Origin of the sequence: Microbacterium sp. Leaf179, from assembly GCF_001423785.1 — a bacterium.
In the GTDB taxonomy this organism is placed as follows: domain Bacteria; phylum Actinomycetota; class Actinomycetes; order Actinomycetales; family Microbacteriaceae; genus Microbacterium.
In genome coordinates this window covers 502,224-527,377 of the sequence record NZ_LMPH01000001.1, presented here as the reverse complement: position 1 = coordinate 527,377, position 25,154 = coordinate 502,224, and the positions used below count along the sequence as shown (strand labels likewise).

25 protein-coding genes are annotated in these 25,154 nt (G+C 70.5%); 9 read left to right on the top strand and 16 right to left on the bottom strand.

What is annotated here, in order from left to right:
* Positions 1-6: 6 nt before the first annotated feature.
* Positions 7-2,355, bottom strand: a complete 2,349-nt coding sequence (locus tag ASF96_RS02430) for a DEAD/DEAH box helicase (RefSeq protein WP_055935587.1) — start codon at positions 2,353-2,355, stop codon at positions 7-9.
* Positions 2,356-2,744: 389 nt separating this feature from the next.
* Here ASF96_RS02430 and ASF96_RS02425 point away from each other — a divergent pair, with 389 nt between their 5' ends.
* The 3 genes from ASF96_RS02425 to ASF96_RS02415 all read left to right on the top strand — a co-directional run bounded on the left by ASF96_RS02425 (position 2,745) and on the right by ASF96_RS02415 (position 5,698).
* The gene (locus ASF96_RS02425; protein ID WP_055831892.1) at positions 2,745-3,371 is read left to right on the top strand and encodes an antibiotic biosynthesis monooxygenase; all 627 of its coding nucleotides are present in this window, start codon (positions 2,745-2,747) and stop codon (positions 3,369-3,371) included.
* On the top strand, positions 3,368-4,273 hold the full coding sequence (locus tag ASF96_RS02420) for an aldose 1-epimerase family protein (protein ID WP_055935584.1): 906 nt from the start codon (positions 3,368-3,370) through the stop codon (positions 4,271-4,273). Before ASF96_RS02425 ends, ASF96_RS02420 begins: the two co-directional genes overlap by 4 nt.
* A 237-nt stretch (positions 4,274-4,510) precedes the next feature.
* Complete coding sequence (locus ASF96_RS02415) at positions 4,511-5,698, top strand: DUF998 domain-containing protein (protein WP_055935581.1); 1,188 nt, start codon at positions 4,511-4,513, stop codon at positions 5,696-5,698.
* Here ASF96_RS02415 and ASF96_RS02410 read toward each other — a convergent pair.
* The 6 genes from ASF96_RS02410 to ASF96_RS02385 form a co-directional block, all read right to left on the bottom strand.
* Entirely contained in the window at positions 5,589-8,750 is a 3,162-nt protein-coding gene (locus ASF96_RS02410; protein ID WP_055935578.1) for an efflux RND transporter permease subunit, read from the bottom strand. The two genes, ASF96_RS02415 and ASF96_RS02410, sit on opposite strands and share 110 nt — an antisense overlap.
* A 177-nt stretch (positions 8,751-8,927) precedes the next feature.
* Positions 8,928-9,293: a fluoride efflux transporter FluC gene (locus tag ASF96_RS02405; protein ID WP_055935575.1), complete on the bottom strand. Its 366-nt coding sequence runs from the start codon at positions 9,291-9,293 to the stop codon at positions 8,928-8,930.
* Positions 9,290-9,655, bottom strand: coding sequence for a fluoride efflux transporter FluC (locus ASF96_RS02400; RefSeq protein ID WP_082509404.1), 366 nt, complete (start codon positions 9,653-9,655; stop codon positions 9,290-9,292). The genes ASF96_RS02405 and ASF96_RS02400 overlap by 4 nt, the downstream gene beginning before the upstream one ends.
* An 82-nt stretch (positions 9,656-9,737) precedes the next feature.
* Positions 9,738-11,084, bottom strand: a complete 1,347-nt coding sequence (locus ASF96_RS02395; RefSeq protein WP_055935567.1) for an ABC transporter substrate-binding protein — start codon at positions 11,082-11,084, stop codon at positions 9,738-9,740.
* 23 nt (positions 11,085-11,107) lie between these two features.
* Positions 11,108-11,944: a carbohydrate ABC transporter permease gene (locus ASF96_RS02390; RefSeq protein WP_055831903.1), complete on the bottom strand. Its 837-nt coding sequence runs from the start codon at positions 11,942-11,944 to the stop codon at positions 11,108-11,110.
* Complete coding sequence (locus ASF96_RS02385; RefSeq protein ID WP_055831904.1) at positions 11,944-12,888, bottom strand: carbohydrate ABC transporter permease; 945 nt, start codon at positions 12,886-12,888, stop codon at positions 11,944-11,946. Before ASF96_RS02385 ends, ASF96_RS02390 begins: the two co-directional genes overlap by 1 nt.
* Before the next feature lie 160 nt (positions 12,889-13,048).
* On the opposite strand from ASF96_RS02385, the gene ASF96_RS02380 reads away from it, so the two are divergent.
* The gene (locus tag ASF96_RS02380; RefSeq protein WP_055935564.1) at positions 13,049-13,885 is read left to right on the top strand and encodes an inositol monophosphatase family protein; all 837 of its coding nucleotides are present in this window, start codon (positions 13,049-13,051) and stop codon (positions 13,883-13,885) included.
* Positions 13,886-13,945: 60 nt separating this feature from the next.
* Here the strand turns inward: ASF96_RS02380 and ASF96_RS02375 are convergent, their stop codons facing one another.
* The 4 genes from ASF96_RS02375 to ASF96_RS02360 all read right to left on the bottom strand — a co-directional run bounded on the left by ASF96_RS02375 (position 13,946) and on the right by ASF96_RS02360 (position 17,087).
* Positions 13,946-14,602 carry a hypothetical protein gene (locus ASF96_RS02375; RefSeq protein ID WP_055831908.1) on the bottom strand — a complete coding sequence of 219 codons (657 nt, stop codon included), beginning with the start codon at positions 14,600-14,602 and terminating at the stop codon, positions 13,946-13,948.
* 107 nt (positions 14,603-14,709) lie between these two features.
* Complete coding sequence (locus ASF96_RS02370; RefSeq protein WP_082509239.1) at positions 14,710-15,780, bottom strand: LacI family DNA-binding transcriptional regulator; 1,071 nt, start codon at positions 15,778-15,780, stop codon at positions 14,710-14,712.
* A gap of 68 nt (positions 15,781-15,848) precedes the next feature.
* The gene (locus tag ASF96_RS02365) at positions 15,849-16,814 is read right to left on the bottom strand and encodes a DNA topoisomerase IB (RefSeq protein WP_055935562.1); all 966 of its coding nucleotides are present in this window, start codon (positions 16,812-16,814) and stop codon (positions 15,849-15,851) included.
* A gap of 3 nt (positions 16,815-16,817) precedes the next feature.
* Complete coding sequence (locus ASF96_RS02360; protein ID WP_055935561.1) at positions 16,818-17,087, bottom strand: DUF7218 family protein; 270 nt, start codon at positions 17,085-17,087, stop codon at positions 16,818-16,820.
* A 251-nt stretch (positions 17,088-17,338) separates the two neighbouring features.
* Between ASF96_RS02360 and ASF96_RS17210 the strand changes: the two genes are divergently transcribed.
* From ASF96_RS17210 to ASF96_RS02350, 3 genes are all read left to right on the top strand, one after another.
* The gene (locus ASF96_RS17210; RefSeq protein WP_191916165.1) at positions 17,339-17,503 is read left to right on the top strand and encodes a hypothetical protein; all 165 of its coding nucleotides are present in this window, start codon (positions 17,339-17,341) and stop codon (positions 17,501-17,503) included.
* Between the two features lie 228 nt (positions 17,504-17,731).
* Positions 17,732-18,577 (top strand): DUF4097 family beta strand repeat-containing protein, encoded by an 846-nt coding sequence (locus ASF96_RS02355; RefSeq protein WP_055935559.1) that lies wholly within the window; start codon positions 17,732-17,734, stop codon positions 18,575-18,577.
* The gene (locus tag ASF96_RS02350; RefSeq protein WP_055831916.1) at positions 18,577-19,182 is read left to right on the top strand and encodes a PadR family transcriptional regulator; all 606 of its coding nucleotides are present in this window, start codon (positions 18,577-18,579) and stop codon (positions 19,180-19,182) included. Before ASF96_RS02355 ends, ASF96_RS02350 begins: the two co-directional genes overlap by 1 nt.
* A 4-nt stretch (positions 19,183-19,186) precedes the next feature.
* Here the strand turns inward: ASF96_RS02350 and ASF96_RS02345 are convergent, their stop codons facing one another.
* Complete coding sequence (locus tag ASF96_RS02345) at positions 19,187-19,705, bottom strand: universal stress protein (RefSeq protein WP_055831918.1); 519 nt, start codon at positions 19,703-19,705, stop codon at positions 19,187-19,189.
* Positions 19,706-19,871: 166 nt separating this feature from the next.
* Here ASF96_RS02345 and ASF96_RS02340 point away from each other — a divergent pair, with 166 nt between their 5' ends.
* Entirely contained in the window at positions 19,872-20,054 is a 183-nt protein-coding gene (locus tag ASF96_RS02340) for a DUF3073 family protein (protein WP_055831919.1), read from the top strand.
* Positions 20,055-20,067: 13 nt separating this feature from the next.
* On the opposite strand, the gene ASF96_RS02335 is transcribed toward ASF96_RS02340, so the two are convergent.
* Genes ASF96_RS02335 through purM form a run of 3 tightly spaced genes read right to left on the bottom strand, consistent with a single transcriptional unit; the run spans position 20,068 to position 23,906 of the window.
* Complete coding sequence (locus ASF96_RS02335) at positions 20,068-21,285, bottom strand: MFS transporter (protein ID WP_235560512.1); 1,218 nt, start codon at positions 21,283-21,285, stop codon at positions 20,068-20,070.
* On the bottom strand, positions 21,282-22,757 hold the full coding sequence (purF, locus tag ASF96_RS02330; protein WP_055935555.1) for an amidophosphoribosyltransferase: 1,476 nt from the start codon (positions 22,755-22,757) through the stop codon (positions 21,282-21,284). Before purF ends, ASF96_RS02335 begins: the two co-directional genes overlap by 4 nt.
* A gap of 6 nt (positions 22,758-22,763) precedes the next feature.
* Positions 22,764-23,906: a phosphoribosylformylglycinamidine cyclo-ligase gene (purM, locus tag ASF96_RS02325; RefSeq protein ID WP_055935554.1), complete on the bottom strand. Its 1,143-nt coding sequence runs from the start codon at positions 23,904-23,906 to the stop codon at positions 22,764-22,766.
* A 213-nt stretch (positions 23,907-24,119) separates the two neighbouring features.
* Here purM and ASF96_RS02320 point away from each other — a divergent pair, with 213 nt between their 5' ends.
* On the top strand, positions 24,120-24,731 hold the full coding sequence (locus ASF96_RS02320) for a hypothetical protein (protein WP_055935551.1): 612 nt from the start codon (positions 24,120-24,122) through the stop codon (positions 24,729-24,731).
* On the opposite strand, the gene ASF96_RS02315 is transcribed toward ASF96_RS02320, so the two are convergent.
* Positions 24,732-25,067 carry a hypothetical protein gene (locus ASF96_RS02315; protein WP_055935549.1) on the bottom strand — a complete coding sequence of 112 codons (336 nt, stop codon included), beginning with the start codon at positions 25,065-25,067 and terminating at the stop codon, positions 24,732-24,734.
* Between the last annotated feature and the right edge of the window lie 87 nt (positions 25,068-25,154).

Sequence of the window (25,154 nt, the reverse complement as noted above, 5' to 3'; positions counted from 1 at the left end):
GGCGGATTACGAGGTGACGTCCGCGAGCTGGCGGCCCGAGATCTCTTCGATCAGGTCGTCGCCGAGCTGCGCCGGCTCGAACGGCGCCTGGATCTCGGCGCGGTCGAGCAGCTCGGTCATGCGGCGCTGACGCTGCCGCGTGATGAGCGTCACCACGGTGCCGCTGCGACCGGCGCGGCCGGTGCGGCCCGAACGGTGCAGGTACGTCTTGTACTCGTCGGGGGCGTCGGCCTGGATCACCAGGTCGATGTCGTCGACGTGGATGCCGCGGGCGGCGACGTCGGTGGCGACGAGCACGTTGACGCGACCCGAGGTGAGCTTCTCGAGGTTGCGCGTGCGCTTCTGCTGGTTGAGGTCACCGTGCAGCGCGACCGCGGCGATACCGGCGTCGTCGAACTGCGCGGCGAGCGTCTCGGCGTATGCGCGGGTACGGGCGAAGACGAGGGTCTTGCCCGGGCGGTCGACGAGCGAACCGAGGATCTCGGCCTTGTCGCGGTGGTCGATCACGAGCACGCGGTGCTCGATGGTGCCCGAGTCCTGGTCCTCACCGGCGACCTCGTACACGGCCGGGTCGACGAGGAACTCGTCGACGAGGGCGGCGACCTCACGGTCGAGCGTGGCCGAGAACAGCAGCTTCTGGCTGCCCTTCGCGGTGGCGCGCAGGATGCGCTGCACCGGCTCGAGGAAACCGAGCTCGCACATGTGGTCGCCCTCGTCCAGCACGGCCACCTGCACCTGCGACAGGTCGAGCTTGCCCTGGTTGAGCAGGTCTTCGATGCGGCCGGGGGTGCCGATGATGATGTCGACGCCCTTCTTCAGCGCACCCACCTGGCGGGCCTGGGGCACGCCGCCGTAGATCTGCGTGGTGAACAGGCCGACGCTGCGGGCGATGACCTGCACCGTGCGGTCGATCTGCAGGGCCAGCTCGCGCGTGGGGGCGAGGATGAGGGCCTTGGGCGCGCGAGCGAACTGACGCTTCTCGCCCGCCTGCGAACGCAGGACGCTCTCGACCATGGGGGCACCGAACGCGATGGTCTTGCCCGAGCCGGTGCGACCGCGCGCGAGCACGTCACGACCGTCGAGGATGGGCTTCACCGTCGCCGCCTGGATGGGGAACGGCGTGGCCGCGCCGAGGCTGGCGAGGGCACGGACGATGTTGTCGCCGAAGCCGAGCTCGGCGAAGCCGACACCGGTCTCGGTCGCGACGTCCACGGCCTGCGCCTGCAGGCGCTCGTGCACGACGTCGACGCGCTGCTCGTGCTCGGCCGAGCGCTTCGGGGTGGCGTTCCAGTCCGCGCGGTTCGGGCCGTCGGTGCGGCGCGGACGCTCGTCGCGGGCGGGGCGGTCACCGAACGAACGGGTCGGGCGCTCGTCGAACGAACGAGCCGGACGCTCGTTCCGGTCGAACGACCGGGCGGGGCGGTCGTCGGTCGAACGGGCGGGGCGGTCGTTGCGGTCGAACGAGCGCGCGGGGCGGTCGTTACGGTCGAACGAACGGGCCGGACGATCGCTGCGATCGAACGAACGAGCCGGACGATCAGTGCGGTCGAACGAGCGTGCGGGACGGTCGCTGCGGTCGAACGAACGAGCGGGACGGTCGTCCGACGAACGGGCCGGGCGCTCGTCGCGGCGGTCGAACGACCGGGCGGGACGCTCGCCGGCATCGCGGCGGGGACGCTCGTCGCGGGCGGGACGGTCCGAGAAGTCGCGGCGGGGACGCTCGTCGAACGAACGGGCCGGACGATCGCCGAAGTCACGACGCGGGCGGTCGTCGAACGAACGGGCGGGGCGGTCGTCGCGGGCCGGACGGTCACCGAAGTCACGGCGGGGACGCTCGTCGAACGAACGGGCGGGGCGGTCGCCGAAATCACGACGCGGGCGCTCGTCTCGGAACGACGGGCGACCGTCGCCGGTGGCGCGGCGACTGTCGCGGTCGACGCGATCCACGCGGGGGGCGCGGTCGTCGCGAGCGGGGCGACCGGAGCGGTCGTCGAACGAGCGGGCCGGGCGGTCGCCGAAGTCGCGGCGGGGGCGGTCGTCGAACGAACGCGCGGGGCGATCGTCGAACGAACGCGCCGGGCGGTCGGTGCGGCCGGAGCGGTCATCGCGGGCGGAGCTGCGGATGCCGCGCGACTCGTCGCGACCGACGCGGTCCTGTGCGCTCCAGCGACGCTTGTCGGGGGCGGCCTCGGCCTCGGGACGGTAACCGCGGTGGCTCGGGCTCTTGCTGCCGGGCTTCGCGGACGCGGCGCCCTCGGGGCGGCGCTTGCGGTCCTGGAACGAGGTCTGCGCACCATAGCGCGGCTCGAAGTTCTTGGCGGGGCGGCCGCCGGCGGGCTTCTTGTTCTTGGGCATGACGATGTCCTTCTGGGTTCTGTTTCGCGCGAGACAGCGGCACCGCGCGCAGCGGTGCGAAACCCGGACATCCGTCGGCCGGGGGCCATTCACTAGTGATGGGAGGACGCGATCGCGTGCTCTCCATCGGCCCCTTGGACTACAAACCCATCCGCGCATCACGCGCGGTGTCCAGAGCCGACTCACCGACGTTACCGGTCGCGGCTGGGAATGGCATCCATGTCCCATCCGTGCAGGTTCGCGGCCCGTCGATCGCACCAAGTGGGACACCCCCTCCCCCACCCGCGCTCATGTCCCCCTTCGTGCGGGTTCGACGCCTCAGAACCGCACGAAGGGGGACATGCCTCCCCCGACGTCGGTGCACGCCCGGCGTGGACGAAGATGGACCCATGGCAGACACCGACGCCCACCCCATCACGGTGGCGATCGAGCGGCGCATCGACCCGACGCGCACCGCCGAAGCGACCTCCTGGATGCAGGCCGGCACCGACCTCGCGACCGCGTTCCCCGGCTTCCTCGGCTCGGGCTGGGTGCGCGCGGGCGAAGACAGCGACCTCTGGTACATGCTCTACCGGTTCCGCGACATCACGACGCTCGAGCAGTGGGACACCTCGACGCAGCGTCAATGGTGGCTCGATTCGGGGCGCCCGTTCGCCCGCGAGGAGCGCGTGGAGCGACGCACCGGGATCGAGGGGTGGTTCGACGCCCCGTTCGGCTCGATCATGGAGGCGACGACGGATGCCGGGACCCAACCGGTGCAGCAGCCGGTCCCGTCCGCTCCCCCGCGGTGGAAGCAGGCGGTGACGATCTGGGTCGGGTTCTTCCCCACCAACCTGCTGGCCTCTTGGCTGCTGGGCTTCGTGCCCGGTTTCACCGAGGTTCCCCTGGTGCTGCGCGTGCTCGCGACCACCGTCATGCTCACGCCCGTCATGACCTACGCGGTGCTCCCGTGGGTCACCCGCCTGCTGCGCCCCTGGCTGCAGCGCCCGCCCCGCCCGAGAAAGGCCTCGTCATGACCGCCGACCCCACCGGACACCGCTTCCCCCTGCGCACCGACCACGCGTCCGCCGAGATCGCCCAGGTGGGCGCGGCGCTGCGAGCGCTCACGGTCGACGGCGTCGACCTGGTTCCGCGTTACGCCGACGACGCACCCACGCCCGCGGCATCCGGCGTCGTGCTGGTCCCCTGGCCGAACCGCATCCGCGACGGCAGGTACACCTTCGACGGGGTCGAGCGGCAGCTCGCCATCAGTGAGCCCGCCCTCGGCAACGCCAGCCACGGGTTGTTGCGCTTCGGCACGTACCAGCCCATCGAGCACACGACCGACCGCCTCGTGCTCGGCGCCGACGTCGTTCCGCAGACCGGATACCCGTTCCACCTGCGCACCCGGGTGACGTTCGCGCTGCAGCCCGATGGCCTGCACGTCACGCACGTCATCGAGAACGTCGGAGCGACGGTCGCCCCGGTCGCGCTCGGCGTGCACCCGTACCTGCAGATCGGCGGGGTCGACACCGCCGATCTCGTCGTACAGTCCACCGGCACGACCACGCTCATGCTCGACGACCGCAAGATCCCGGTCGACGAGGTGTCAGTAGACGAGACGAACGACCTGCGAGCGGGCCGACGCCTGGGCGATGCCTCGCTCGACAACGGCTACCGCGGCCTCGAGCGCGACGCCGAGGGCCGCGCGCGGCACACCCTGACCGCGCCCGACGGACGCGCCGTGGAGCTCTGGCAGGACGACGGGTTCCGTTGGGCGCAGGTGTTCACGACCGATCGGTACCCCGGCCAGCCCCTCGCCGTGGCGATCGAGCCGATGACCGCCCCGGCGAACGCCTTCGCCTCGGGACTCGACCTCGACACCCTCGATACGGGGGCTTCGCTCACCCGGGAATGGGGCATCATCTTTCACTCGTGAGCATTCCTTGTCCCCCATTTGGGGGACACGGAATATGCAGATGATCAGGGATATCCTCAGGCAACCCCTTTCCCACTAACGCGCCGCGAACGTTACCATTCGAGTGACGGTTTCCGTCAAGGCCGGGGCGGCCGAGGACCACGGTTCCCTCGGTTGATACCCGAATGAGCCGACGGGGGCCGAGGGTCCCGCGGTGTGGGGGGACGCTCGTTCCGTCCTGAGGAAAGATCCCCCGCCATGAGCACCGCGCTCCGATCCGCCGTCCCTTCCTCGCCCTCGATCCCGCGCCTGCGCCTGCGCGGAGTCGTCCGACGCCTCGACGCCGTGCCCACGATGCACGTCGGCGCTGCGGCGTTGATCGTCCTGGTGGGCGGCCTGCTGCTGTCGATCGCGACGACGAGCGACCCGCTGTGGTGGCAGCTGCACTTCAGCCAGTTGGGGACGTTCCACGACCTTTCGGCCGCATTCTTCAACAACACGCTCAAGGTCAGCGGAATGATCGTCGTGTATTTCGCCTTCCGCGTGCGCCGCGATGTCCGCCGCCTCGGTCGCGGACCGGTGCGCCGGGGAGCCGCGACCATCGCCTTCCTCTGCCTCAATGTCATCGGCGTGAATCTCGCCCTCGTCGGCTGCATTCCTCTCAACACCGACAAAGACCTGCACGACCGGGTCGCGGGTTCGATGGTGCTCGGCTTCCTGGCGCTGCTGCTCACCTCGCCCGTCCTGTTCCACCGCCTCGGCAAGCGCATGGCCATCAGCACGGGCGTCGCTCTGGTGTGGTTGGTCATCTCGATCGCGCTGTTCGTGTCGGCGACGATCAACCTCGCCCTGTTCGAGACCATCGCGTGCGCCGCGATGTTCGCGTGGGCGGGCATGTTCACGCACATCCTCGCCTCGGCCCAGGCGACGGCCGTTCGAGCGCCGGATGCCGGGACCCCCCACGTCGTGCACCTCGCCCCCCGCCGCCGCGCGCACCGGTCGTCGATCGCGCGTCGCGCGGGCTCCGCCGCGTCGAGCGCCCGCGCACCGCGCCCCGGGGCCCTGGGAGCGGTGTCGGTCACCGCGGTCGGCCGCGCGTCGAGCACAACACCGGCGGTGCCGCTCGTCACACGTGCTCTCGCCCCGGCGGGAGGCCTCGGGGCTTTCCACCCCGAAGCCCGCGGGACCTCGCACGCCACGGCATCCGTGGTTCAGGTCCCGATGATGCCCACGCTCACCGCCCCGCCCGCGCCCGCGCCCGCGTCGAGCGACCGCGCCGCGTCGACAGCAACGTGCGCGGGCCCGGTGCCACGCCGGCGTGCGGTAACGGGCCGGGTCAGCGGCTCCCGCGCAGCTCTCGGCGGCTCAGCGGGTGAGCGTCGTCGGTCGGCGTCTCGTCGGACTCTTCCCCTCGGGCCGCCCGTCGCTCCCGGCGCCGCTCGCTAGCTCCCTCGATGAGGTTGTAGAGGGTCGGCAGCACGAGCAGCGTCAGGAACGTCGACGACACCAGGCCACCGATCACCACGACCGCCAACGGCTGCGAGATGAATCCGCCGTGGCCCGTGATGCCCAGGGCCATCGGCACGAGCGCGAAGATCGCGGCGAGCGCGGTCATGAGGATGGGGCGCAGACGCCTGGCCCCGCCGACGATGGTCGCGTCGCGCACGCTGAGTCCCCGCGCCCGGTACTGGTTGACCAGGTCGATGAGCACGATGGCGTTGGTGACGACGATGCCGACGAGCATGAGCGCACCGATCATTCCGGCCACACCCAGGGGCACCCCGGTGATGAGCAGCATGAGGATGGCGCCGGTCGCCGCGAACGGCACCGACACGAGCAGCTCGAGCGGCTGACGCAGCGACTTGAAGGTCGCGACCATGACGACGTAGACGATCAGGATCGCCGCGAGCAGGGCGAGGCCGAGCTGGGTGAAGGCGTCCTGCTGGTCGGTCACGGCACCGCCCACCTCGGCGGTGGACCCCTCGGGCAGCTGCACGTCGGCGAGGGCCGAGGTGACGCTGGCCGACGAGCTGCCGAGGTCGTCGGTGGTGGGGGTGACGGTGATGGTGGCGGTGCGGAGCCCCCGCGACGTCGTGATCGACGGCGGAGTCTGGCTCTCGTCGACGGTCGCGATCTCGTCGAGGCGCACCGGGCCGCTCGCCGTGGGGATCTCGAGCGCGCGCAGGTCGTCGATCGTGGCGGGCGGGTTGGCGGCGGCGAGGTACACCGTCACCCCCCGACCGTCGAGCTCGACGGTGCCGGCCTGGCGGGGCTGCTGCGTGTTCGACACGAGGGCGCCCACGGCACGCTCCGACAGGCCGCGCTCGGCCGCCGCGTCGCGGTTCACGCGCACCGAGACGAACGGGAGCGACGCCGACAGGCTGCTGGTGACCTGACCGATGCCGTCGCGTCCCTGCAGACCGTTCACGACCGCATCGCTGGCCTGCTGGAGCGATGACGAGTCGGCCGAGGTGACGTCGACGGTGATGGCGGTGGAACCGAAGCCCCCGCCCGAGGCCGCGACCTCGATCTCACCGGCGTCGGTGAGGGCCTCGAGCTCGGTGCGCACGCGTTCGCGCAGGTCGACCTGATCGACGCCCGACTGCGAGGTGATCGAGTACGTGATCCCCGACCCGCCGCCCGAGAAGGCGTCGCGCAGCGCCGATCCGCTCGAGCCGATCGAGGTCTGCACGGTCTCGACCCCGTCGGTGTCGAGCAGCACGGCCTCGACCTTCTGCGCGGCCGCGTCCTCGGCATCCAGGCTGGGGGCGGAGCCGATCTTCTGGGTGACGGTGAAGGTGTTCTGACCCGAGTCGCCGAGGAAGTCGGTCTTCAACAGGGGCACGGTGGCGAGGGTGCCGCCGAGCACGAGCACGGCCAGCAGAAGGGTCACTCCCGAGTGCTTCAGCGTCCAGCTCAGCACCGGCACGTACGCCTTCTGCAGGCGCGAGGGCGGAGCGTCCGGAGCTTCGGGGTCGATCGCGTTGCCCTCGGCGTCGCGGACCACCTTGCCGGGCCGCAGGAACCACGACGCCAGCACGGGCACGATCGTCAGCGACACCAGCAGCGAGGCGGCCATCGCGATCGTGACGGTCAGCGCGAACGGGCGGAACAGCTCGCCGGTGACGTCGCCGACGAACGCGATGGGCAGGAACACCGCGACGGAGGTGATCGTGGATGCCGTGATCGCAGCCGCCACCTCGCGCACCGCACGGATGATCGTGGGGATCTTGTCGGCGTCTCCGACGTAGTGCCGTTTGATGTTCTCGATCACGACGATGGAGTCGTCGACGACGCGGCCGATGGCGATGGTGAGGGCGCCGAGGGTCAGGATGTTCAGGGAGTACCCGAAGGCCTGCAGACCGACGAAGGTGATGAGCACGCTCGTGGGGATCGAGATCGCCGTCACGAGCGTCGAGCGCACCGACATGAGGAACACCAGGATCACCACGACGGCGAAGACGAGGCCCAGAAGGCCCTCCTGCGCGAGCGCCTCGATGGACTGCTGCACGAACGGCGCCTGGTCGAAGACGACGGTGAACGTCGCGCCGTCACCGAGGGAGCTCTCGAGGGCGGGTAGGGCCGCGAGCACTCCGCGCGAGACATCGACGGTGTTGGCGGCGGGGAGCTTGGTGACGGCGATGGTGAGCGCCGGCTGCCCGTCGACGCGCGAGAGCGTGGTGACCGGGTCGGTCTGCAGGGCGACCGTCGCGACGTCGCCGATGGTCGTGCGACCCGCCTGGAACTGCGACGCGTCGCTCGGAACCAGGGGGAGGGCGGTGATCTCGTCGACGCTGGTGAGCTTGGTGCCGGTCTGCACCGTCAGGGTCTGGTCGTTCTGCGTGAGCGAACCACCGGGGAACAGCACGCCGTTGGCGTCGAGGGCGTCGGTGATCGACTGCTGGCTGAATCCCCGTTCGCCGAGCCGGGTGGCATCCGGGGTGATGGTCACGCGCTGCCCGATGCCGCCGACGATCTGCGCCCCGTTGACGCCGTCGACGTCTTCGAGGTCGGGCACGACGCTCGTCTCGAGGGTGGCCTGGGTGGCCTGGGCATCGGTGAAGCCGGTGACCGCCAGCTGGATGACGGGGAAGTCGTCGATGCTCGCCGAGGCGACGGTGGTGTCGGCCGACTCGGGCAGCTGGTCGTTGATGCGCGCGATCGCCGCGAGGATCTTCTGCTGGGCGCCGGCGAGGTCGGTGCCGTAGGTGAACGACGCCGACACGATCGACGAGTTCGTCGTGCTCGTGGCGGTGGTCGACTCGAGCCCCTCGACCCCTCGGATCGCGTTCTCGATGGGCGTCGACACATCGGCCTCGACGACCTCGGGCGAGGCACCGGGATAGGTCGTCACGACCGCGAGCTGGGGGAACTCGATCGAGGGGATGAGCTCCTGCTTGAGACTCGTCAGCGCGAGCCCGCCGAAGATCGCCGCCACGATGGTGACCAGGGCGATGAGGGCGCGGTTCTTCAGGCTCAGAACGGCCAGATACGACACGAAGCACCCTTCGGGGTCGAGTTTCGATACAGAGATGTATCGACAGTAAGTATCACACGGGCCTTCCCCGCGGGATCCGCCCCGATGGCCGCGATGCGCAGAAGGCGGCGTGCGACGCGGGCGGTGACCGACCGCTGATCCCCGACGAGGCCGCCGAGCCCGTGAGGACCGAGCCCCTCAGAAGAGCGAGCCGAGCGCGAGACCCGCCGCCGCCGCGAACAACGACCCCGCGAACGAGACCGCGGCGTAGTTCGTCGCGGTGCGTCCGCGGCCTTCCTCGGCGAGCAGCACCGTCGTCACCGCGACGGCGCTGAAGGTCGTGTACCCGCCCAGCAGACCCGTGCCCACGATCCAGCGCCACGCCTCGTCGGCCGGGAGCATGCTCAGGATGCCGAGCACGAACGCGCCCGAGACGTTCACCGCGAGGATCCCCCAGGGGAAGCGCTCGCCCGTCACGCGTCGCACCGCCGTGTCGAGGAGGAACCGCAGGGCCGCACCGACCCCACCGGCGAGGGCCACGGCCACGAAGACGAGGGGATTCATCGCTGCCGCCGTCCGCCGCGGCCCCACATCAGGCCACCCCAGGCCGCCGCGGTCCCCAGCGCCACCGTGCCCACGCCCCACCACAGCATGGCCGGTCCGGCCGCTTCGACGGCGAGCGCACTGTACGTCGTGAACCCGCCCAGCACCCCGGTGCCCACGAACAGCTGCACGCGCTGCGCGCGCGCGGATCCCGGCATCCGAGACCTCCAGCCGAACAGCACACCGATCGCGAACGCCCCCACGACGTTGATGATCGGCACCAGAGCCGGGCCGAGGTCGTCGCCGAGTGCCAGGGTGACACCGGCGCGGATCGCCGTGCCGATGGCACCGCCGACGGCGACGGGGACGACGTCACGCCACATGCTCACCGCGCCACCCTACGCCCGTGACCCCCGGGCGACGAGGCTCGGGGGTCACGGGCTCAGCGCCTGTCGGCGCGGCGGATCAGCCCGCGGCGGTGTTGTAGGCGGCGATCTGGTCGGCGGCCTTCTCTTCAGCGTCCGCCATCGTCGAGGTCACGTCGGCGCCCTCGGCGACCTGGGTGAACGCGCCGATCACGGTGGAGCGCAGCGAGGGGAAGGCACCCGTCCGGCATCCCGCAGCCGCATCCGACGCCGGGGTGCTCGCGAGCTGGTCGGCCATGGCCGTGACGTTCGGATCGGCGAGCGACGCGATGCCGGTCGACGTCGACGCCGCTTCCGTGTTCGAGGCGAGGTACCCGGTGGCACTCGACCAGGCTGCCTGGACCTCGGCGGAGTGCAGGAAGCTGACGAAGGCGTACGCCGCACGCTGCTGCGCGTCGGAGTGCCCCTCCCCCGAGATCCACAGCGCGTTGCCGCCCACGACCACCCCTGCCTCGTCTGACTCGGCGGTGGAGGGGAAGGCCGCGACCTTCGACGCGGTCTTGTTCGGATCCGCCGCCGTGTACGCACCGGTGGAGGTCAGCATCATGCCCACTTTGCCGCTGGCGAAGGCCGAGACCATCGCGCTGTTGTCGGTGCCGGGGTTGAGCATGGTGCCGTCCTGGAACAGCGTCTGCAGCTGTCGCATGAACGTCACCTGGGAGGGCGAGGTGAGTTCGAGGCCGGTGACCCGGTCGGATCCACGACCGTTGTCGGGGGTGCAGAACTCCTCGCCACCCGCGGCCGTCATCTGCTCGATCATCCACGAGTCCGACATGTTCATCGTGAGACCCGACGCCCCCGTCGCCGCATGGATCTTCTCGGCCCACGACGCGACCTCCGCGAGGGTCCGCGGCGGCGCCTCGGGGTCGAGACCGGCACGGGTCACGAGGTCGCGGCTGAGGTAGAGCACGGGCTGCGAAACGGCGAAGGGCATGGCAGCCAGCCCGCCCGAGCCGTCGGCGTAGTACGCGCTGACGACAGGGGGGAAGCTTTCGAGAGAGAACGAGGGGTCATCGGCGGTGAAGGTCGACAGCGGCACCGTCTTCTTCGAATCGACCATGAAGCCGGTCGAGATGTCGTTCATCATCAGCACGTCGGGCGTCGTGCCCGACTGCACCGCGGCGGTGTACTTCGTCTGGGCGTCGGCGTACGAGCCCTGGAACGACGACTCGACGGTGATCTTGCCGTCCTCCTGGCTGTTGAACTGCGACACGAGGGCGTCGAGCTCGGTGGCCGCCGGTCCGCTCATCTCGTGCCAGAACTGCAGGGTCACGGGTCCGGAGTCGGCACCGGGTGCGGATCCGGATGTCGCGCATCCGGCGAGGGAGAGGAGGACGACGGCGCCGGCGGCGGTCGCCGCGGTCAGGACGCGAGGGCGGTGGGACATGGCTCGGGCTTCTTTCTGTGGGGCTACTTGAGGGCGCCGGCGGTGATGCCGCCGGCGAGGAAGCGCTGCGCGAGCAGCACGAGGACGAGAACGGGGAGGGTGACCATGGCCGCACCGGCGAGGACGACCCCGACATCGGCGGCCTCGGCGCTGGAGAGCTGGGCGATGCCGACCTGCACCGTGCGGTTCTCGGGCGAGTTCGTCACGAGGAGCGGCCAGAAGAACCCGTTCCACGCGGCGGTCGCGCTGACGAGGGTCACCGAGATGAGGGTCGGCTGCACGATCGGCAGCAGCATCGACCGGATGAATCGGACGTGCCCCGCGCCGTCGAGGACAGCCGCCTCGCGCAGTTCCCCCGGGAAGCTCAGGAATGCCTGGCGGAAGAGGAAGATGCTCAGCGCCGAGGCCAGGAAGGGCAGGAACACCGCCGGCAGGGTGTCGATCAGCCGCCACGACGAGATCGTCAGGTAGTTCGCGATGAGGATCGTCTCGCCCGGCACCATCATGCTCGACAGGATCAACAGGAACAGTGCGCGCGTCCCCCTCAACCCGCAGAAGACGAGGGCGTAGGCGCTGGCGATTCCGATCGCGATCTGGAAGAAGGTCTGCACGAGCGTCACGATGAGGCTGTTGAGGAACTGGTGCCCGAGCGGGATCACCTGCGTGGCGCGGATGACGTTGTCGAGGGTCAGGTGAATCGGCAGGAGACCCTCGAGCCCTTCGTCGAGCCAGGCCGTGGGCGTGAGGGCGCCTTCGAAGATGTAGTAGAGCGGGAAGCAGACCACGACCACCGCGACGACGAGCCAGGTGTAGAGCAGGGCGCTGCGCACGCGTGCGCGAGCGGACCGGGGCCGCGCCATCAGTAGTTCACCCGCTTCTCGAGCACGCCGAACTGCACCAGGGAGAGGCCGAGCACCAGCAGGAACAGCACCACCCCGACCGCGGCGGCGATGCCGAAGTTCGCGCTGCCCGCACCGAACGCCGACTGGTAGATCGTGTAGACCAACGTCGTCGTGGAGTCGGCCGGTCCACCCCCGGTGAGGATCTGGATCTGCCCGAACGTCGTGAGCGCTTCCACAGCCCCCGTCACGGCGATGAAGAACAGCGTCGGCGTGATCAGTGGCAGCGAGATCGACCAGAGCGTGCGGAGCGGGCCCGCGCCGTCCAGGTGCGCCGCCTCGATCACGTCGGGGTCGATCGCGCCGAAGGCCCCGAGCAGCAGCAGCACCGTGAAGCCGAGCGAGCCCCACACCGTGACGGCGATCACGCTCGGCATCGCCCATTGGGTACTCGTGAGCCACGGCACCGCGGTCCCGCCGAAGCCGGTGATGACGGAGTTGACCAGGCCGCCGGCCGGCGCGAGCATCGCCGCGAAGGCGACGGATGCCACCGAGACCGACGCCACGAGAGGCGAGGTGAGGAGGGCCCGGAAGATCCGGATGCCGCGGAGCTTCGCGGTCAACGGGATGACGATGAGCAATCCGACGACGATGCGGCCGACCACGACGGCGACGCAGAAGACGCCCGTCCGCCACAGCGTGTCGCCGAACTGCGGGTCGCTGAAGATCGTCGCGAAGTTCTTGACCCCCACGAAGCCGGCGGCCTGACCGAAGATGTCGGTCCCCTGCGCGCTCAGCCAGACGACCTTCGCGAGGGGGTAGAACACGAACACGGCGAAGACCGCGAGAGCGGGGACCAGGAGAGCCGCCCCCACGCGTCGGTCGGCGCGCCGCCAGGCGGGCGTCGAGGCCGGTCGCCGGCGCTCGGCGAACGTGCGCCGGCGGTCGAGGATCGAGAGCGACATCGGTTACCTTTCCGTCATAGGGAACGTTCCCTTTTCGATGACGGACTCACTCTGCGACAGCTCGTGAGACCCGGTCAAGGCGACTGGCGAGCGGTCGCCGAGCGTTCATTCCGCGTTCACGAGCACCTGAATCAATCCCCCTGACACCCCGAGGAGAACCATGACGAACCACCCCCACCCCGACCCCGACGAGCTCCGCGCCATCGCGGAAACAGCCGCGCGCACGGCGGCCACGGCACTGCTCGCCGCGTTCCGCTCCGACATGGACGTGTCGTTCAAGCGCGATGTGCACGACGTCGTGACGGCACACGACAGGGCGGCCGAGGCCGAGATCGCCGCGACGCTGCGCCGCGGTGCGCCCGGTTCGGAGATCCTCGGCGAAGAGACGGGAAGCTCCGGAGACGCACCGCTCCGCTGGATCATCGACCCCATCGACGGCACCGCGAACTTCGCGCGAGGGCTGGCCTACTGGTGCATCTCGATCGCCGCCGAGCTCGACGGCGAGGTCGTGGCGGGCGTCGTCTACGACCCGGTCGCCGACAACATGTTCGCCGCCGGGGCCTCGAGCGCCGAACGGAACGGGATGCCGATGACCTCGGCCTCCGCCTCGCTGGAGCGGTCCACGCTGCTCACCAGCTTCCCCAACCAGCACGACGTCGACCTGCTCGGCGAGGGGGCGTTCACCCTGCTCGCCGAGATCACCCGCACGTACCAGCACCATCACAGCACCGGCAGCGGCGCCCTGAACCTCGCCCACGTGGCGGCCGGGTGGTCCGACGCGACGATGGGCTTCGACACGAAGCCCTGGGACGTGGCGGCGGGCGCCCACATCCTCCGACGGGCGGGTGGCGCCTACACCGGTTTTCGCGCGGGCGTCGCGGTCGACCGTGCGCAAGAGAGCGTCGACTACGTCGCGCAGGGGGCGGGCGGAGAGCACGGCGCGCTCATCGAGCGTGTGCGTGAGCTCTCGGCGGAGCGAATGGCGATCGGACGCTGATCGGGCGCTGATCGGATCCGGATGCCGCGACCGAGCGGCATCCGGATCCCCGGGGCCCACCTACGCGTCGGCCAGCCACCAAGTACGCACGTGTTCCCACGTCATCGTCTGCCACCAGCGCCCCGACCAGTCGGGGCTGGAGGTGCGGTACATCACGACGGTCCGCCCGGCGAAGCCATCGGGGACGGGCACCTCGAGTTCTTCGATGAAGGCCCCCACCTCCTCGTACAGATCGGGGCGCACGTAGAGGTCGTGCGAGGCGAGAGAGAGGTGCCCGCGGTACGACTCGGGCACGAAGTCGTTGGGCAGCGGGTTGTTCATCGGAACACGGAAGGGCGCGACCGCGGCCTCGATGTCGCGGGCGAGACTCACCAGGTCGTCGTTCACGGAACCGTCGGGATTCTCGCTGACGTCGTAGACGTACCCCCGCCCCTGCGGTCGGACGCCCGCATTGTGCACGGCGAAGGCCGGACGCCCGGCGAGCAGCGCGGTGATCGCGTCGATGACGGCGGGCTCCGAGAAACCGAAGGGCTGACTGCCCACGAGCGTGGCATGCGGGGGGAAGACCCCCGACGAGAGCAGCCCGTACTGCGCGCGCAGTTGGTCGGTGACGACGGTGACGGCGCGGCACGTTCTCGCATCGGGGCGCAGGTAGATGCCGTAGCGGAATGGGTCGCTATTGTCTCGGGGCAGCTTGTGGGCGATGTGGTCGTTCATGCGGTCTCTCGATCAAGGGGAATAGGGAACGTTCCCTATTCTGCGCAGAACACGCCTGTCGCGATCGACGCGACGGCATCCGGTCGATGAACGACGGGTGACGCGGGTCACACGGCGACGGCCGTGCGACCGGCGACGAGCGTGCCGTCGATCGCCACGTGACCCACGGTCGTGGCGATGCCGTCGATCTGATCGACCACGGCGTTCACCGACAGGCGCCCGATCGTGCGGAGCGGCTGACGCCACGAGGTGAGGCCGAGCAGAGACGTCATGAACGGAGTGACGCCGTCGTACCCGGTCACCGAGAGCTGCCCGGGCACCGCGATCCCCCGCCGGCGGAGAACCTCGAGCACAGCGACCGCCCACGCGTCGCTGGGGGTCATGAAGGCAGTGACCCCGCCCGCCTCGAGGACGGAGGCGACGATGCCGCCCGCTCCGTCGAAGCCCGGTCCGGCCTCGTCGCCGCCGAACGTCACCACGTCGACACCGCGTTCGCGAAGACGCTCCGCCATCGCGTGGGTGCGCCGCGACTGCGTGATCGACGATCGCGGGGTGAAGGTCATCACGGCGACCCGCCGGTGACCGAGATCGGCCACGTGGTCGGCGAGGGCCCGCCCCCCGCTCACCTCGTCGCAATAGACGCTGCTCACCGTCGGATCCTCTTCCGGGCGTCCCGCCACCACCGTCGGAATGCGCCGGGCGAAGGGCGTGATGTCTTCGACCGGGAGGGCGCCACTGCAGACGATGAGGCCCTCCACCCGCAGGGCGACGAGGGTCTCGAGAGCACGGCGCTCGTCGTCGATCGAGAACGACCCCGCCCCGGTCGCCGTCACCACGCGGTATCCGCGCGCCGCCGCCTGCTCCTGGAACGCGGTGAGCAGGTGCCCGTAGAACGGTGTCGCGGCGTCGCGGACGAACACCCCGAGCGTGTGACTGCGGCGAGCCGACATCCCCCGCGCGTGGGCGTTGGGCACGTACCCGAGGCGGGCGGCCGCCTGACGCACGCGCTCGACGGTCTGTGCGGCGACTCCCGGAACGCCGGAGAGCGCACGAGAGACGACCGACTTCGAGACCCCCGCGGCCGCGGCCACATCGTGGATGGTGGGGACGGCCCCGGTCGAGCGCGGCGTCGATGCGCGGGCGGACGGCGCACCGTCATCGGGGGTGTCGTCTCGCACCCCTTCACGCTAGCGGTCGGGTGCCCCGCGCGGTCGCCCCGCGAGCCGGATGCCGCCGCGCCCGGCGGTCACTCACCCAGGATGAGACGCCGGATCGCGGCATCCTTCGACCCACCCAGTTCCATCGTGCGTCCCTTGCGGTACAGCGAGAAGACGCGGGGGTCGATGTAGCTCGACCGAGCCACGGCGGGAGTGTTGCCCAGCGCCTCGGCGGCCGCGCGCACCGCGGCGATCTCGGCCTTCTTGCGCTCGTTCTTGCCTCCGACCGCGCCGACCTTCGCGAGCGATTCCGCGGCGAGGATCGTGCCGCGTAGCGTGCGGAAGTCCTTCGCGCTGAAGGGCCCGCCCGTCAGCGAGCGCACGTACGCGTTGACGTCACCGGGCGTGAGCGGAACGCGGCGGCGCCCGCGTGTGTAGCTGAGCAGCGCCGCGCGCGAGCGACCGAGCGAAAGTTCCGCGACGAGCGAGGCAAGCTCCTCGTCGTGCAGCGTCAGATCGGCGCGCTTGCCGCTCTTGGCCGGGAACGACAGGCGGATCATGTCGCCCTCGACCGTCGCATCGCGGCGCTGCAGGGTCGTGAGGCCGCGGCTGCCGTTCGTGACGAAGTAGCGGGCGTTGCCGACGCGCGGGGCGACCAGGTCGAGGAAGCGGAACGACACCGCCAGCACCCGCTCGCGGTCCCCCTCGCTGCGGCGCAGCGATTGCGTCACGCGCGCTCTCGCCCGCGGCAGCGACGCGGCCAGTTGCAGAGCACGCGCGAACTTGCCCTTGTCCTGTCGTTTCGACCAGTCGGCGTGATACGTGTACTGCCGGCGTCCGGCCTCGTCGGTCCCGACGGCCTGGATGTGGGCGTTCGCGTCTCTCGCGATCCACACCTCACGCCACGCGGGAGGGATGACCAGACCCCGCGCACGCTCCGAATCGCGCTCGGGCGCGGCGGCACCCGTGTGATCGACGAACCGGAAGCCCGAGCCCGATCGAACCCGCCGATAGCCCGGGTCCTCGTAGGGGCGTACGCGCAGAAGGCGCGGCATGCGTCAGTGGTCGCGGAGCATGTCGATCAGCTCCGCCTTCTTCTTGCCCGAGTAGCCGGTGAGTCCGAGCTCCTTCGCCCGCGCTCTCAGCTCGGCGACGGTGCGGTCCGGATAGTTCTCGGCCTTCCCGCCCTTCGCCCCCACCGAGCCGCGGCCCCGGGCCGCCGCCGCGTTGGAGATGCGGGCAGCCTTCTCTTTCGAGTCGCCCTGAGCGCGCAGGGCCTCGTAGAGATCGGGGTCTTTCACGCTCCGCGATCCTCGCCCTTCCGGCATGGCCGCCTCCCTCCGTCGGAGCACCGACGCTACGACCCGGCGGGCGCGGGGTCTGTCGGGCTTGACACGGCGCGGCCGAGCGACCGTGTTATCGCGCGCGAGCCCGGCTAACAGCGGGCTCATAGGATCGTCAACCCCGCGCGGTCATCCGAGGGGTGGTGGCACGGTGGAATCAACCACTCGCCCGGTTCCGTGTTTCGACGCGGGCACAGCATCCGCGTCTCGACGTGGACACAGCAAGGAGTCCCCCCATGAACATCTTCCTGATCATCATCATCGTCGCCGCGATCGTCATCGCCGTCGTCAGCGGACTGAGCCAGGCCGCGAACTTCCTGCTCTGGATCGCGATCATCGTCGGCCTCATCGCCCTCATCGTGCTGTTGTTCCGCCTCATCAGCGGCCGCAAGCCCGTCTGACTCACCGAGGAGCGGCGCGTTTCGGGTGCGCGCCACCCCTCTCCCCCCGGCGGGTTCCCCCGCCCCGGATGCCACGTCCTCGGTGAGGGCGTGGCATCCGTGTTTTCGCGGGGCGGCGCTGCCGCGCGAGCAGCGCCCCTGCGCCATCACCGCATGGGGTCTTGACGAACTCGCGATATATCTCGATACTGTCCCTAACGCGATATATCGCGAGTGAGGAGCACCAGCATGGAGAAATGGATCGTCCATCCCGGCGAGACCCGCGTCATCGACATCGAGTCGCTGCGCGAACTCAAGATCGGCCTCGTCGGCGGACAGGTCGACGTCATCGCGCATGACAAGCCCGACGCGCGCATCGAGGTGCACGGCGTCACCGTCAAAGACCTGCGCATCGAGATGATCGACGGCCGCCTCGAGATCGACCACCCGCAGCTGCGGTGGGACAACTTCCTCGAGGTGTTCCGCAACTTCGGCGCCGGCGGCCCCAAGGCCGAGGTCAGCGTCGCCGTCCCCCGCACGGTCGCCCTCACCCTCGGCGTCGTCAGCGCGAGCGCCCTCGTCTCGGGCCTGCGCACCGACGCCCGCCTCAACACGGTCTCGGGCGACATCATCGTCGACGGCCTCGTCGGCGACGTCACCCTCAACGCCGTCTCGGGCGACGTGCAGGTGCGCGAGCTCGAGGGCGCCCTGAGCGCCAACAGCGTCTCGGGCGACGTGGCCGTCACCGGCGCCGTCACCAAGGCGTCGATCGACACCGTCTCGGGCGCGATGCTCGTCGACTCCACGGGTGCGACCCAGTCGATCAGCCTCAACTCCGTCAACGGCACCGCCACCGTTCGTCTGGATCGCTCGCTGCCCGCGAACTACGTCTCCCGCTCGGTGAGCGGGCGCGTGCAGATCGACGGTCACGTGCGTTCGGGCTCCGGCCCGACCAACTACACCGGCTCGACCGGCACCCTCGCGGGGTCGTTCGTCGACGTGCGCGCGAACACCGTCTCGGGCGAGATCACGGTGCTCCGTCGCGGCATCTCGGGCCTGCGTCCCGAGGAACTCGCCGGAGAGGAGGAGTGGTGATGAGCCCCGTCTTCTCGCACGGCGACCTTCGCCTCTACATCCTGAGCCTGCTCGACGAATCGCCCCGGCACGGATACGACCTCATGCAGGCACTCGGCGAGCGCACCGGAGGCACCTACTCGCCCTCGGCCGGCACCATCTATCCGCGTCTGGCGAAGCTCGAAGAAGAAGGCCTGGTCACCAAGACCGTCGACGGCCGCAAGACGGTCTACGAGATCACCGACGCCGGTCGCGCCGAGGTCGCCTCCCGCGCGGGCGACCTCGAGGGCATCCAGGCGGGGTTGGCCGACAGCGTCCGCCTCATCGCCGACGAGGTGCGCGGCAGCGTGCGCGACGCCATGCGGAGCCTGCGCGCCGACCTCGCCGCCGCCTCCCGTGAGGAACGCGAGCACGCGCAGTCCGCCCCCGTCGACGACGCCCGTTCCCGCAGTCGCGAGCAGCTGTCTCGCGCCGATGCGGCGATCAACGAGTTCCGCGGGCGCGTGCGCTCGGAGCTTCGGGCGCACGTCTCGCGCGGCGGCGAGCTCGCGGCATCCGGAGTCGACGACATCGAGACGGCGCTGCGCCAGGCGTCCGACGCGGTCACCCGCGCCATGCGCGGCTGACGCGTCAGCTCTCCCAGGGCAGTTGCTCCTCGGGGCCGGCCGCCTCGCTCACCGGAACCACCAGCACCGGACGGTTCTGCCGGTGGGTGAGCCGGGCGGCCACGGAGCCCGTGAGGAACTCGCGCAGCGACTCACCCAACCCCCGCTTTCGCGTTCCGACGACCAGCAGCGAGGCGCCGAGCTCGTCGGCGAGACCGATCAGCGCCAGAGCCGGGTCGCCGATCACCGGGCGCACGCGCCACGGCGTCGGATCGCCCGCGAGGATCTCGGTCGCTGCCCGCTGCACCTCGTCGAGCGCCGCCTTCGCCGCGGCCCCCGCCACATCGACGGTCGACGAGTGCACGTAGCCGTCGGGGTCTTCGAACGCCACGAACCGGGTGGTGTCGACGTAGGCGATCACCAGTTCCGCCTGGGCGAGCGCTGCGTACCGCGCCGCTTCCCGCACGACTCGGGGGGACTGACCGGGCACGACCCCGGCGATCACCGGGCCGGAAGCCGTGTGCGGGCGAGGGGAGTCGGTCATGCGCGCGGGCCTTTCGTCGGTGCGGCCACGTCGCCGGCATCCCGCCCGACGGCTGGGGAGGAAGGCGCCGTGATATCCTGGGTGTTACTCTTACCGGCTCGGTCCGGAACCGCAATACGCAGGGCCCGAAGCACGGCCCTCGACGTCGATCGTGAGGGGGTCTCGCATGGGGCGTGGCCGTCAGAAGGCGAAGAACACCAAGATCGCCCGTGAGCTGAAGTACGACACCTATTCGGTGAACTACTCGGCTCTCGAGCGCGAACTGGGTGCACCCGAAGCGGGTGAAGACGCGTACGTCGACAAGTGGGCCGACGAGTACAGCGGCACCTACGAAGACGAGAAGGCGTAACGCCCGGGCGTCGTCACCATGTGGCGCCCGTACGGCGCTCCCAGGACTGCTCGATCGTCTCGCCACGCGAGACGATGAAGCCCGCCGGAATCACGAGGATCACCGCTGCGCCCAACAGGAGCAGACCGGCGGTCCAGCCTCCGGTGAGCTCGTGGGTGACTCCGATCGCGAGGGGCATGAGCGCGGCGATGCCGTAGCCCACGCTCTGCACGAGCCCGCTGAGCGCGACCGCCGTGTCATGCGAGCGCGTGCGCAGGCCGAACAGCACCAGCACCATGGGGAACATCAGCGGGGGTAGCCCGATGAGCACGACCCAGAGAGTGGTGGCGAGCGTCGGGGCGAACAGCAGACCGGCGACCCCGGCGAGCCCGGCCCCCACCGCCACGACGTAGAACGGTGCCGTGCTGCGCATCCGCCCGACGAGCAGGGGAACGACGAGCGAGACGGGCAGGCCCATGAACGAGAACAGGGCCAGCAGACTGCCGGCCTCGGCCGGTTCCACGCCCGCGACGTCGATGAGCAGCGGCGGGAGCCACGCGAAGAGGCCGTAAGCGACAGACGAGTTCACCGCGAACGTCGCCACCAGCGCCCACGTCTGCGGCACGCGCACGATGCGCGAGAGCACCGACGCACGCGGGGCCTCGACGATGTCGGCGCGCGACGCGCGGGCGCGCAGGCTCATCGCGATCCACGGCACCACCGCGGCGACGGCCACCACCGCCCACACGAGGAACGATCCGCGCCACCCGACCGCGTCGGCCAGGGGCACCGCGACGAGCGGGGGTGTGAAGGTCGCGACGGCCATGGTCGTGGAGTACACCGTCGTCATCACGCCGATCCGCGTGGGGAAGTACTTCTTGACCACCGCCGGCAGCAGCACGTTCGCGATCCCGACGGCCCCGAAGACCCCCGCGGTCGCCGCCAGCAGGCTGAACGCGTCGACCGCGGCCGCCCGCAGGCCGAGCATGGCGGCGGCGACCACCGCGGCCACCAGCACCAGGCGCTCCAGACCGATCCGTCGCTCGATCGCCGGGGTGACGGTGCCGGCCAGCGCGAACGCCACCGGGGGCGCCATGCCGATGAGGCCCACGATCGCCGCGGGCACGTCGAAGTCGCGCTGGATCGTCGTGAGCAGCGGCGACAGCGACGCCACGGCGATGCGCAGCGTCAACGCGAGCAGAACGATGGCGGCCGCGGCGAGCGCGGCCATCCCCGCCCGGCGCGGGGTCACGACTCCTGGCTGCCCTCGACCCAGGCGAGGTATTCCGGCGACACGGTGCCGGTGACGTACCGGCCGTCGAAGCAGCTCATGTCGAGGTCGACCAGGTCGGTGCCCTCCATGATCGCGGCCTTGAGGTCCTCGACCTCCTGGTAGACCAGGTAGTCGCAGCCGAGCTCTTCGGCGATCTCGGGGATCGTGCGGTTGTGCGCCACGAGCTCTTCCCGCGAGGGCATGTTGATGCCGTACACATGCGGGAAGCGCACGGGAGGAGCGGCCGAGGCGAACGTCACGCTCTTGGCCCCGGCATCCCGTGCCATCTGGATGATCTCGCGGCTCGTCGTGCCGCGCACGATGGAGTCGTCGATGAGCAGGACGTTCTTGCCCTTGAACTCGCTCGACATCGCGTTGAGCTTCTGGCGCACGCTCTTCTTGCGTACCGCCTGGCCCGGCATGATGAACGTGCGGCCGACGTAGCGGTTCTTGTAGAAGCCCTCGCGGTACTCGATGCCGAGCTTGCGGGCCACCTGCATCGCGGCGGGGCGCGAGGAGTCGGGGATCGGCATGACCACGTCGATGGTGCCGGTGGGGGTGTACTTCGCGATCGTGTCGGCCAGGCGCTCACCCATTCGCAGTCGCGCCTCGTAGACCGAGATGCCGTTCATGATCGAGTCGGGTCGGGCGAGGTACACGTACTCGAACGAGCACGGCGCGAGCGTCGACTGCGTCGCGCACTGCTGAGCGTGCAGTGTGCCGTCGAGCGTGATGAACACCGCTTCGCCGGGCTCGACGTCGCGGACGACCTCGAAGCCGGCGTTCTCGAGCACGAGGGATTCGGATGCCACGATCCACTCGTCGCGCGGCTCGCCGCCGGGGACCTCCGGCGCGGGACGCTTGCCGAGGATGAGGGGGCGGATGCCGAACGGGTCGCGGAACGCGAGCAGACCGTAGCCCGCGATGAGGGCGATCGAGGCGTACGAGCCCTCGACGCGCTCGTGCACGCGCCCCACCGCGCGGAACACCTGCGCGGGGTCGAGGTCGGGTCCGGTGATCTCGGACTGCAGCTCAGAACCGAGGATGTTCACGAGCAGTTCGGTGTCGCTGCTGGTGTTGAGGTGCCGGCGGTCCTTGTGGAAGAGCTCGCCGGTCAGCTCGCGCGTATTCGTGAGGTTGCCGTTGTGCACGAGCACGATGCCGTAGGGCGCGTTGACGTAGAAGGGCTGCGCCTCTTCTTCGTTCGACGCGGTGCCCTTGGTGGCGTATCGGACGTGGCCGAGGCCGATGTCGCCCAGCAGCGCGCGCATGTCGCGCGTGCGGAACGCCTCGCGCACCTGGCCGCGGGCCTTGTAGATGTGGAAGACGCCGCTGGACTCGGCCGTGGCCATGCCCGTCGAGTCCTGACCCCGGTGCTGCAGGAGCAGAAGCGCGTCGTAGATCTCTTGATTGACCGGGCCCTGCCCGGCCATGCCGACGATGCCGCACATGGGGTGTTAGCTCGCTCCGTTCGCCGGCGCACCGGCATCCGCGTAGGTTCCGACCAGGCGCACGGCGCCTCCGTCGACGCCCTTCGCGCCCTGTTCGAATTCTCCGTCGGGGCGCGCGTCGTCGCGGACGACGCCGACCTGCCACGTGGCGATGCCGTCGGCCTGGAGCGCCGAGATCGTGGCATCCGCAGCCTCCGGCGCGACGACCGCGAGGAAGCCGATGCCGAGGTTCCACGTGCCCTCGGTCGCGGTCAGCTCGAGCCCACCCATGTCGGCCAGCACGCGGAACACCGGCGACGGGCTCCACGTCGAGCGGTCGACGTCGACCCACGTGTTCTGCGGCAGCACGCGCGCGAGGTTGGCGGCGATGCCGCCGCCGGTCACGTGGCTGAGGGAGTGGATGCCGGAACCCGTGGCCCCGTCGTCGAGCAGGCGCAGGAGCGGCGAGGTGTACAGGCGCGTGGGCTCGAGGAGCGCTTCGCCCCACGTGCCGCCGAGCTCGGCCGACGCCCCGCCGTACGCGATGCCCGCGCCGGTGATGATGTGGCGGACGAGCGAGTAGCCGTTGGAGTGCAGACCGCTCGAGGCGAGGGCCAGCACGACGTCGCCGCTGCGCACGCGGTCGGCGCCGAGGATGCGGTCGGCCTCGACCACGCCGGTCGCCGCCCCCGCCACGTCGTAGTCGTCGATGCCGAGCAGGCCCGGGTGCTCCGCGGTCTCGCCGCCGACGAGCGCGGTGCCCGTCATGGCGCAGCCGCGCGCGATACCCGCGACGATGTCGGCGATGCGCTGCGGCACGACCTTGCCGCACGCGATGTAGTCGGTCATGAAGAGCGGGCGGGCACCGACCACGACGATGTCGTCGACGACCATGCCGACGAGGTCTTCGCCGATCGTGTCGTGCTTGTCGATGGCCTGCGCGATCGCGACCTTCGTGCCGACGCCGTCGGTGCTGGTCGCGAGCAGGGGACGCGCGTAATCGCGCAACGCGGAAGCGTCGAAGAGACCGGCGAATCCGCCGACCCCACCGAGCACCTCGGGCCCGTGCGTGCGGCGCACGGCCGACTTCATCAGTTCGACGGCGAGGTCTCCGGCGGCGGTATCGACGCCTGCGGCGGAGTATGGGTTTTCGTGGGGAGCGGAAGCCACCGGAACAGACTACCCGGGGTGGACACGCGCGGGTGTCCAGTGCGGCGCGGCGGGGGGTGTGGGACGGGTGGGTGGGGGCCGTGGCGTGGGGTCTCGTGACGAGCGGAGGGGCCCCACCGCCGGGCGACCGCGCGCACGGGCCCCACCCCCGATCCTCGGGGGCGCCGCGCGCAAGGCCCGTCCGCCCCCGATCTCGCGTCCTACAATGACGCCATGACGGGCGGCCAGCCGCAGTGGACGATCCGCGAGGACGCGGCGCAACCGGTGCTCGTCGCGCTCTTCCTTCGCCAGGTTCTCGGCATCCGGTCCCCCGAGGAACTGCCCGCTCTGCGGCGCGTTCCGCCGTCGACGGTCGGGGAACGCACGGATGCCGCGCAGTCCCAGCTCGAGCGGGAGTGGCGCGAGTACTGGGCGATGACGGTCGAGCCGCAGGCGCACCCCTCCCCCGTGCCGCTCGAACTGGTCGACGGGTTCGAGACGCTCGTCGCGCTTCCCGTGGAGGGTGCCGATGCCCTGCGGCACGAGATCGTCGCCCACGCCGACGACGCCGTCGACTACGCCCGTCATGCCCACGACCGGTACTCCCGCGAGGCGGCGGCGCGTCCGGGGGTGTCCTACCGGGCCTATGCCAGCGCGATCGCCGCGCACGAACGCGTCGTCGGACGCCGCGCGCACTCGTTCGAACTGAACGTGCAGGTGCTCCCGCTGACTCAGCGCGGGGTGTGGTGGATCGGCTCGCTCACCGTGGCCGTGACCGACGGGCTGCGGGGAGACGTCGCGGCATTCGACACCGCGATCCACCCGATCATCGCGGAACTGGCCTGATCAGGCCCCGTGCCGCTCGTGGTCGACGATGACCTGACGCGTACGGCTGCCCACGGTGCGCTCGAAGATCAACGCGACGACGGCCCCGACGGTGCACCCGACGACGATGCAGATGAGCGCCGTGAAGCCGAACACCTGAAGCTCCGAGTACACCACCTGCGTGTACGGGCTCATGCCGCTGCCCTGGATGGCGAAGGTCAAAATGAGCGCGACCAGGATGCCGATGAAGGCCCCCGCCGCGAGGAAGACACCGTACTTGGGTGCGCGGCGCACGCTGACCGTCTCGATGTCATCGCGCACGGGAGACGGTCGTTCGGGGGCGGGCTGCTCGGCCATGTCCCTATTCTCCCACCGCGGCGCGTCGGACGGGTCGCGCATGCCTCGCCGACGTGACACCGCCTGGCGCACGGCCTGCGGCGCACG

What these genes read in the sequence shown, in the direction of transcription:
- ASF96_RS02430 (WP_055935587.1), bottom strand. Translation starts at nt 2,355, where the DNA reads ATGCCCAAGAACAAGAAGCCCGCCGGCGGCCGCCCCGCCAAGAACTTC.
- ASF96_RS02425 (WP_055831892.1), top strand. Translation starts at nt 2,745, where the DNA reads ATGGCAGACACCGACGCCCACCCCATCACGGTGGCGATCGAGCGGCGC.
- ASF96_RS02420 (WP_055935584.1), top strand. Translation starts at nt 3,368, where the DNA reads ATGACCGCCGACCCCACCGGACACCGCTTCCCCCTGCGCACCGACCAC.
- ASF96_RS02415 (WP_055935581.1), top strand. Translation starts at nt 4,511, where the DNA reads ATGAGCACCGCGCTCCGATCCGCCGTCCCTTCCTCGCCCTCGATCCCG.
- ASF96_RS02405 (WP_055935575.1), bottom strand. Translation starts at nt 9,293, where the DNA reads ATGAATCCCCTCGTCTTCGTGGCCGTGGCCCTCGCCGGTGGGGTCGGT.
- ASF96_RS02400 (WP_082509404.1), bottom strand. Translation starts at nt 9,655, where the DNA reads ATGTGGCGTGACGTCGTCCCCGTCGCCGTCGGCGGTGCCATCGGCACG.
- ASF96_RS02395 (WP_055935567.1), bottom strand. Translation starts at nt 11,084, where the DNA reads ATGTCCCACCGCCCTCGCGTCCTGACCGCGGCGACCGCCGCCGGCGCC.
- ASF96_RS02390 (WP_055831903.1), bottom strand. Translation starts at nt 11,944, where the DNA reads ATGGCGCGGCCCCGGTCCGCTCGCGCACGCGTGCGCAGCGCCCTGCTC.
- ASF96_RS02385 (WP_055831904.1), bottom strand. Translation starts at nt 12,888, where the DNA reads ATGTCGCTCTCGATCCTCGACCGCCGGCGCACGTTCGCCGAGCGCCGG.
- ASF96_RS02380 (WP_055935564.1), top strand. Translation starts at nt 13,049, where the DNA reads ATGACGAACCACCCCCACCCCGACCCCGACGAGCTCCGCGCCATCGCG.
- ASF96_RS02375 (WP_055831908.1), bottom strand. Translation starts at nt 14,602, where the DNA reads ATGAACGACCACATCGCCCACAAGCTGCCCCGAGACAATAGCGACCCA.
- ASF96_RS02365 (WP_055935562.1), bottom strand. Translation starts at nt 16,814, where the DNA reads ATGCCGCGCCTTCTGCGCGTACGCCCCTACGAGGACCCGGGCTATCGG.
- ASF96_RS02360 (WP_055935561.1), bottom strand. Translation starts at nt 17,087, where the DNA reads ATGCCGGAAGGGCGAGGATCGCGGAGCGTGAAAGACCCCGATCTCTAC.
- ASF96_RS17210 (WP_191916165.1), top strand. Translation starts at nt 17,339, where the DNA reads ATGAACATCTTCCTGATCATCATCATCGTCGCCGCGATCGTCATCGCC.
- ASF96_RS02355 (WP_055935559.1), top strand. Translation starts at nt 17,732, where the DNA reads ATGGAGAAATGGATCGTCCATCCCGGCGAGACCCGCGTCATCGACATC.
- ASF96_RS02350 (WP_055831916.1), top strand. Translation starts at nt 18,577, where the DNA reads ATGAGCCCCGTCTTCTCGCACGGCGACCTTCGCCTCTACATCCTGAGC.
- ASF96_RS02345 (WP_055831918.1), bottom strand. Translation starts at nt 19,705, where the DNA reads ATGACCGACTCCCCTCGCCCGCACACGGCTTCCGGCCCGGTGATCGCC.
- ASF96_RS02340 (WP_055831919.1), top strand. Translation starts at nt 19,872, where the DNA reads ATGGGGCGTGGCCGTCAGAAGGCGAAGAACACCAAGATCGCCCGTGAG.
- purF (WP_055935555.1), bottom strand. Translation starts at nt 22,757, where the DNA reads ATGTGCGGCATCGTCGGCATGGCCGGGCAGGGCCCGGTCAATCAAGAG.
- ASF96_RS02320 (WP_055935551.1), top strand. Translation starts at nt 24,120, where the DNA reads ATGACGGGCGGCCAGCCGCAGTGGACGATCCGCGAGGACGCGGCGCAA.
- ASF96_RS02315 (WP_055935549.1), bottom strand. Translation starts at nt 25,067, where the DNA reads ATGGCCGAGCAGCCCGCCCCCGAACGACCGTCTCCCGTGCGCGATGAC.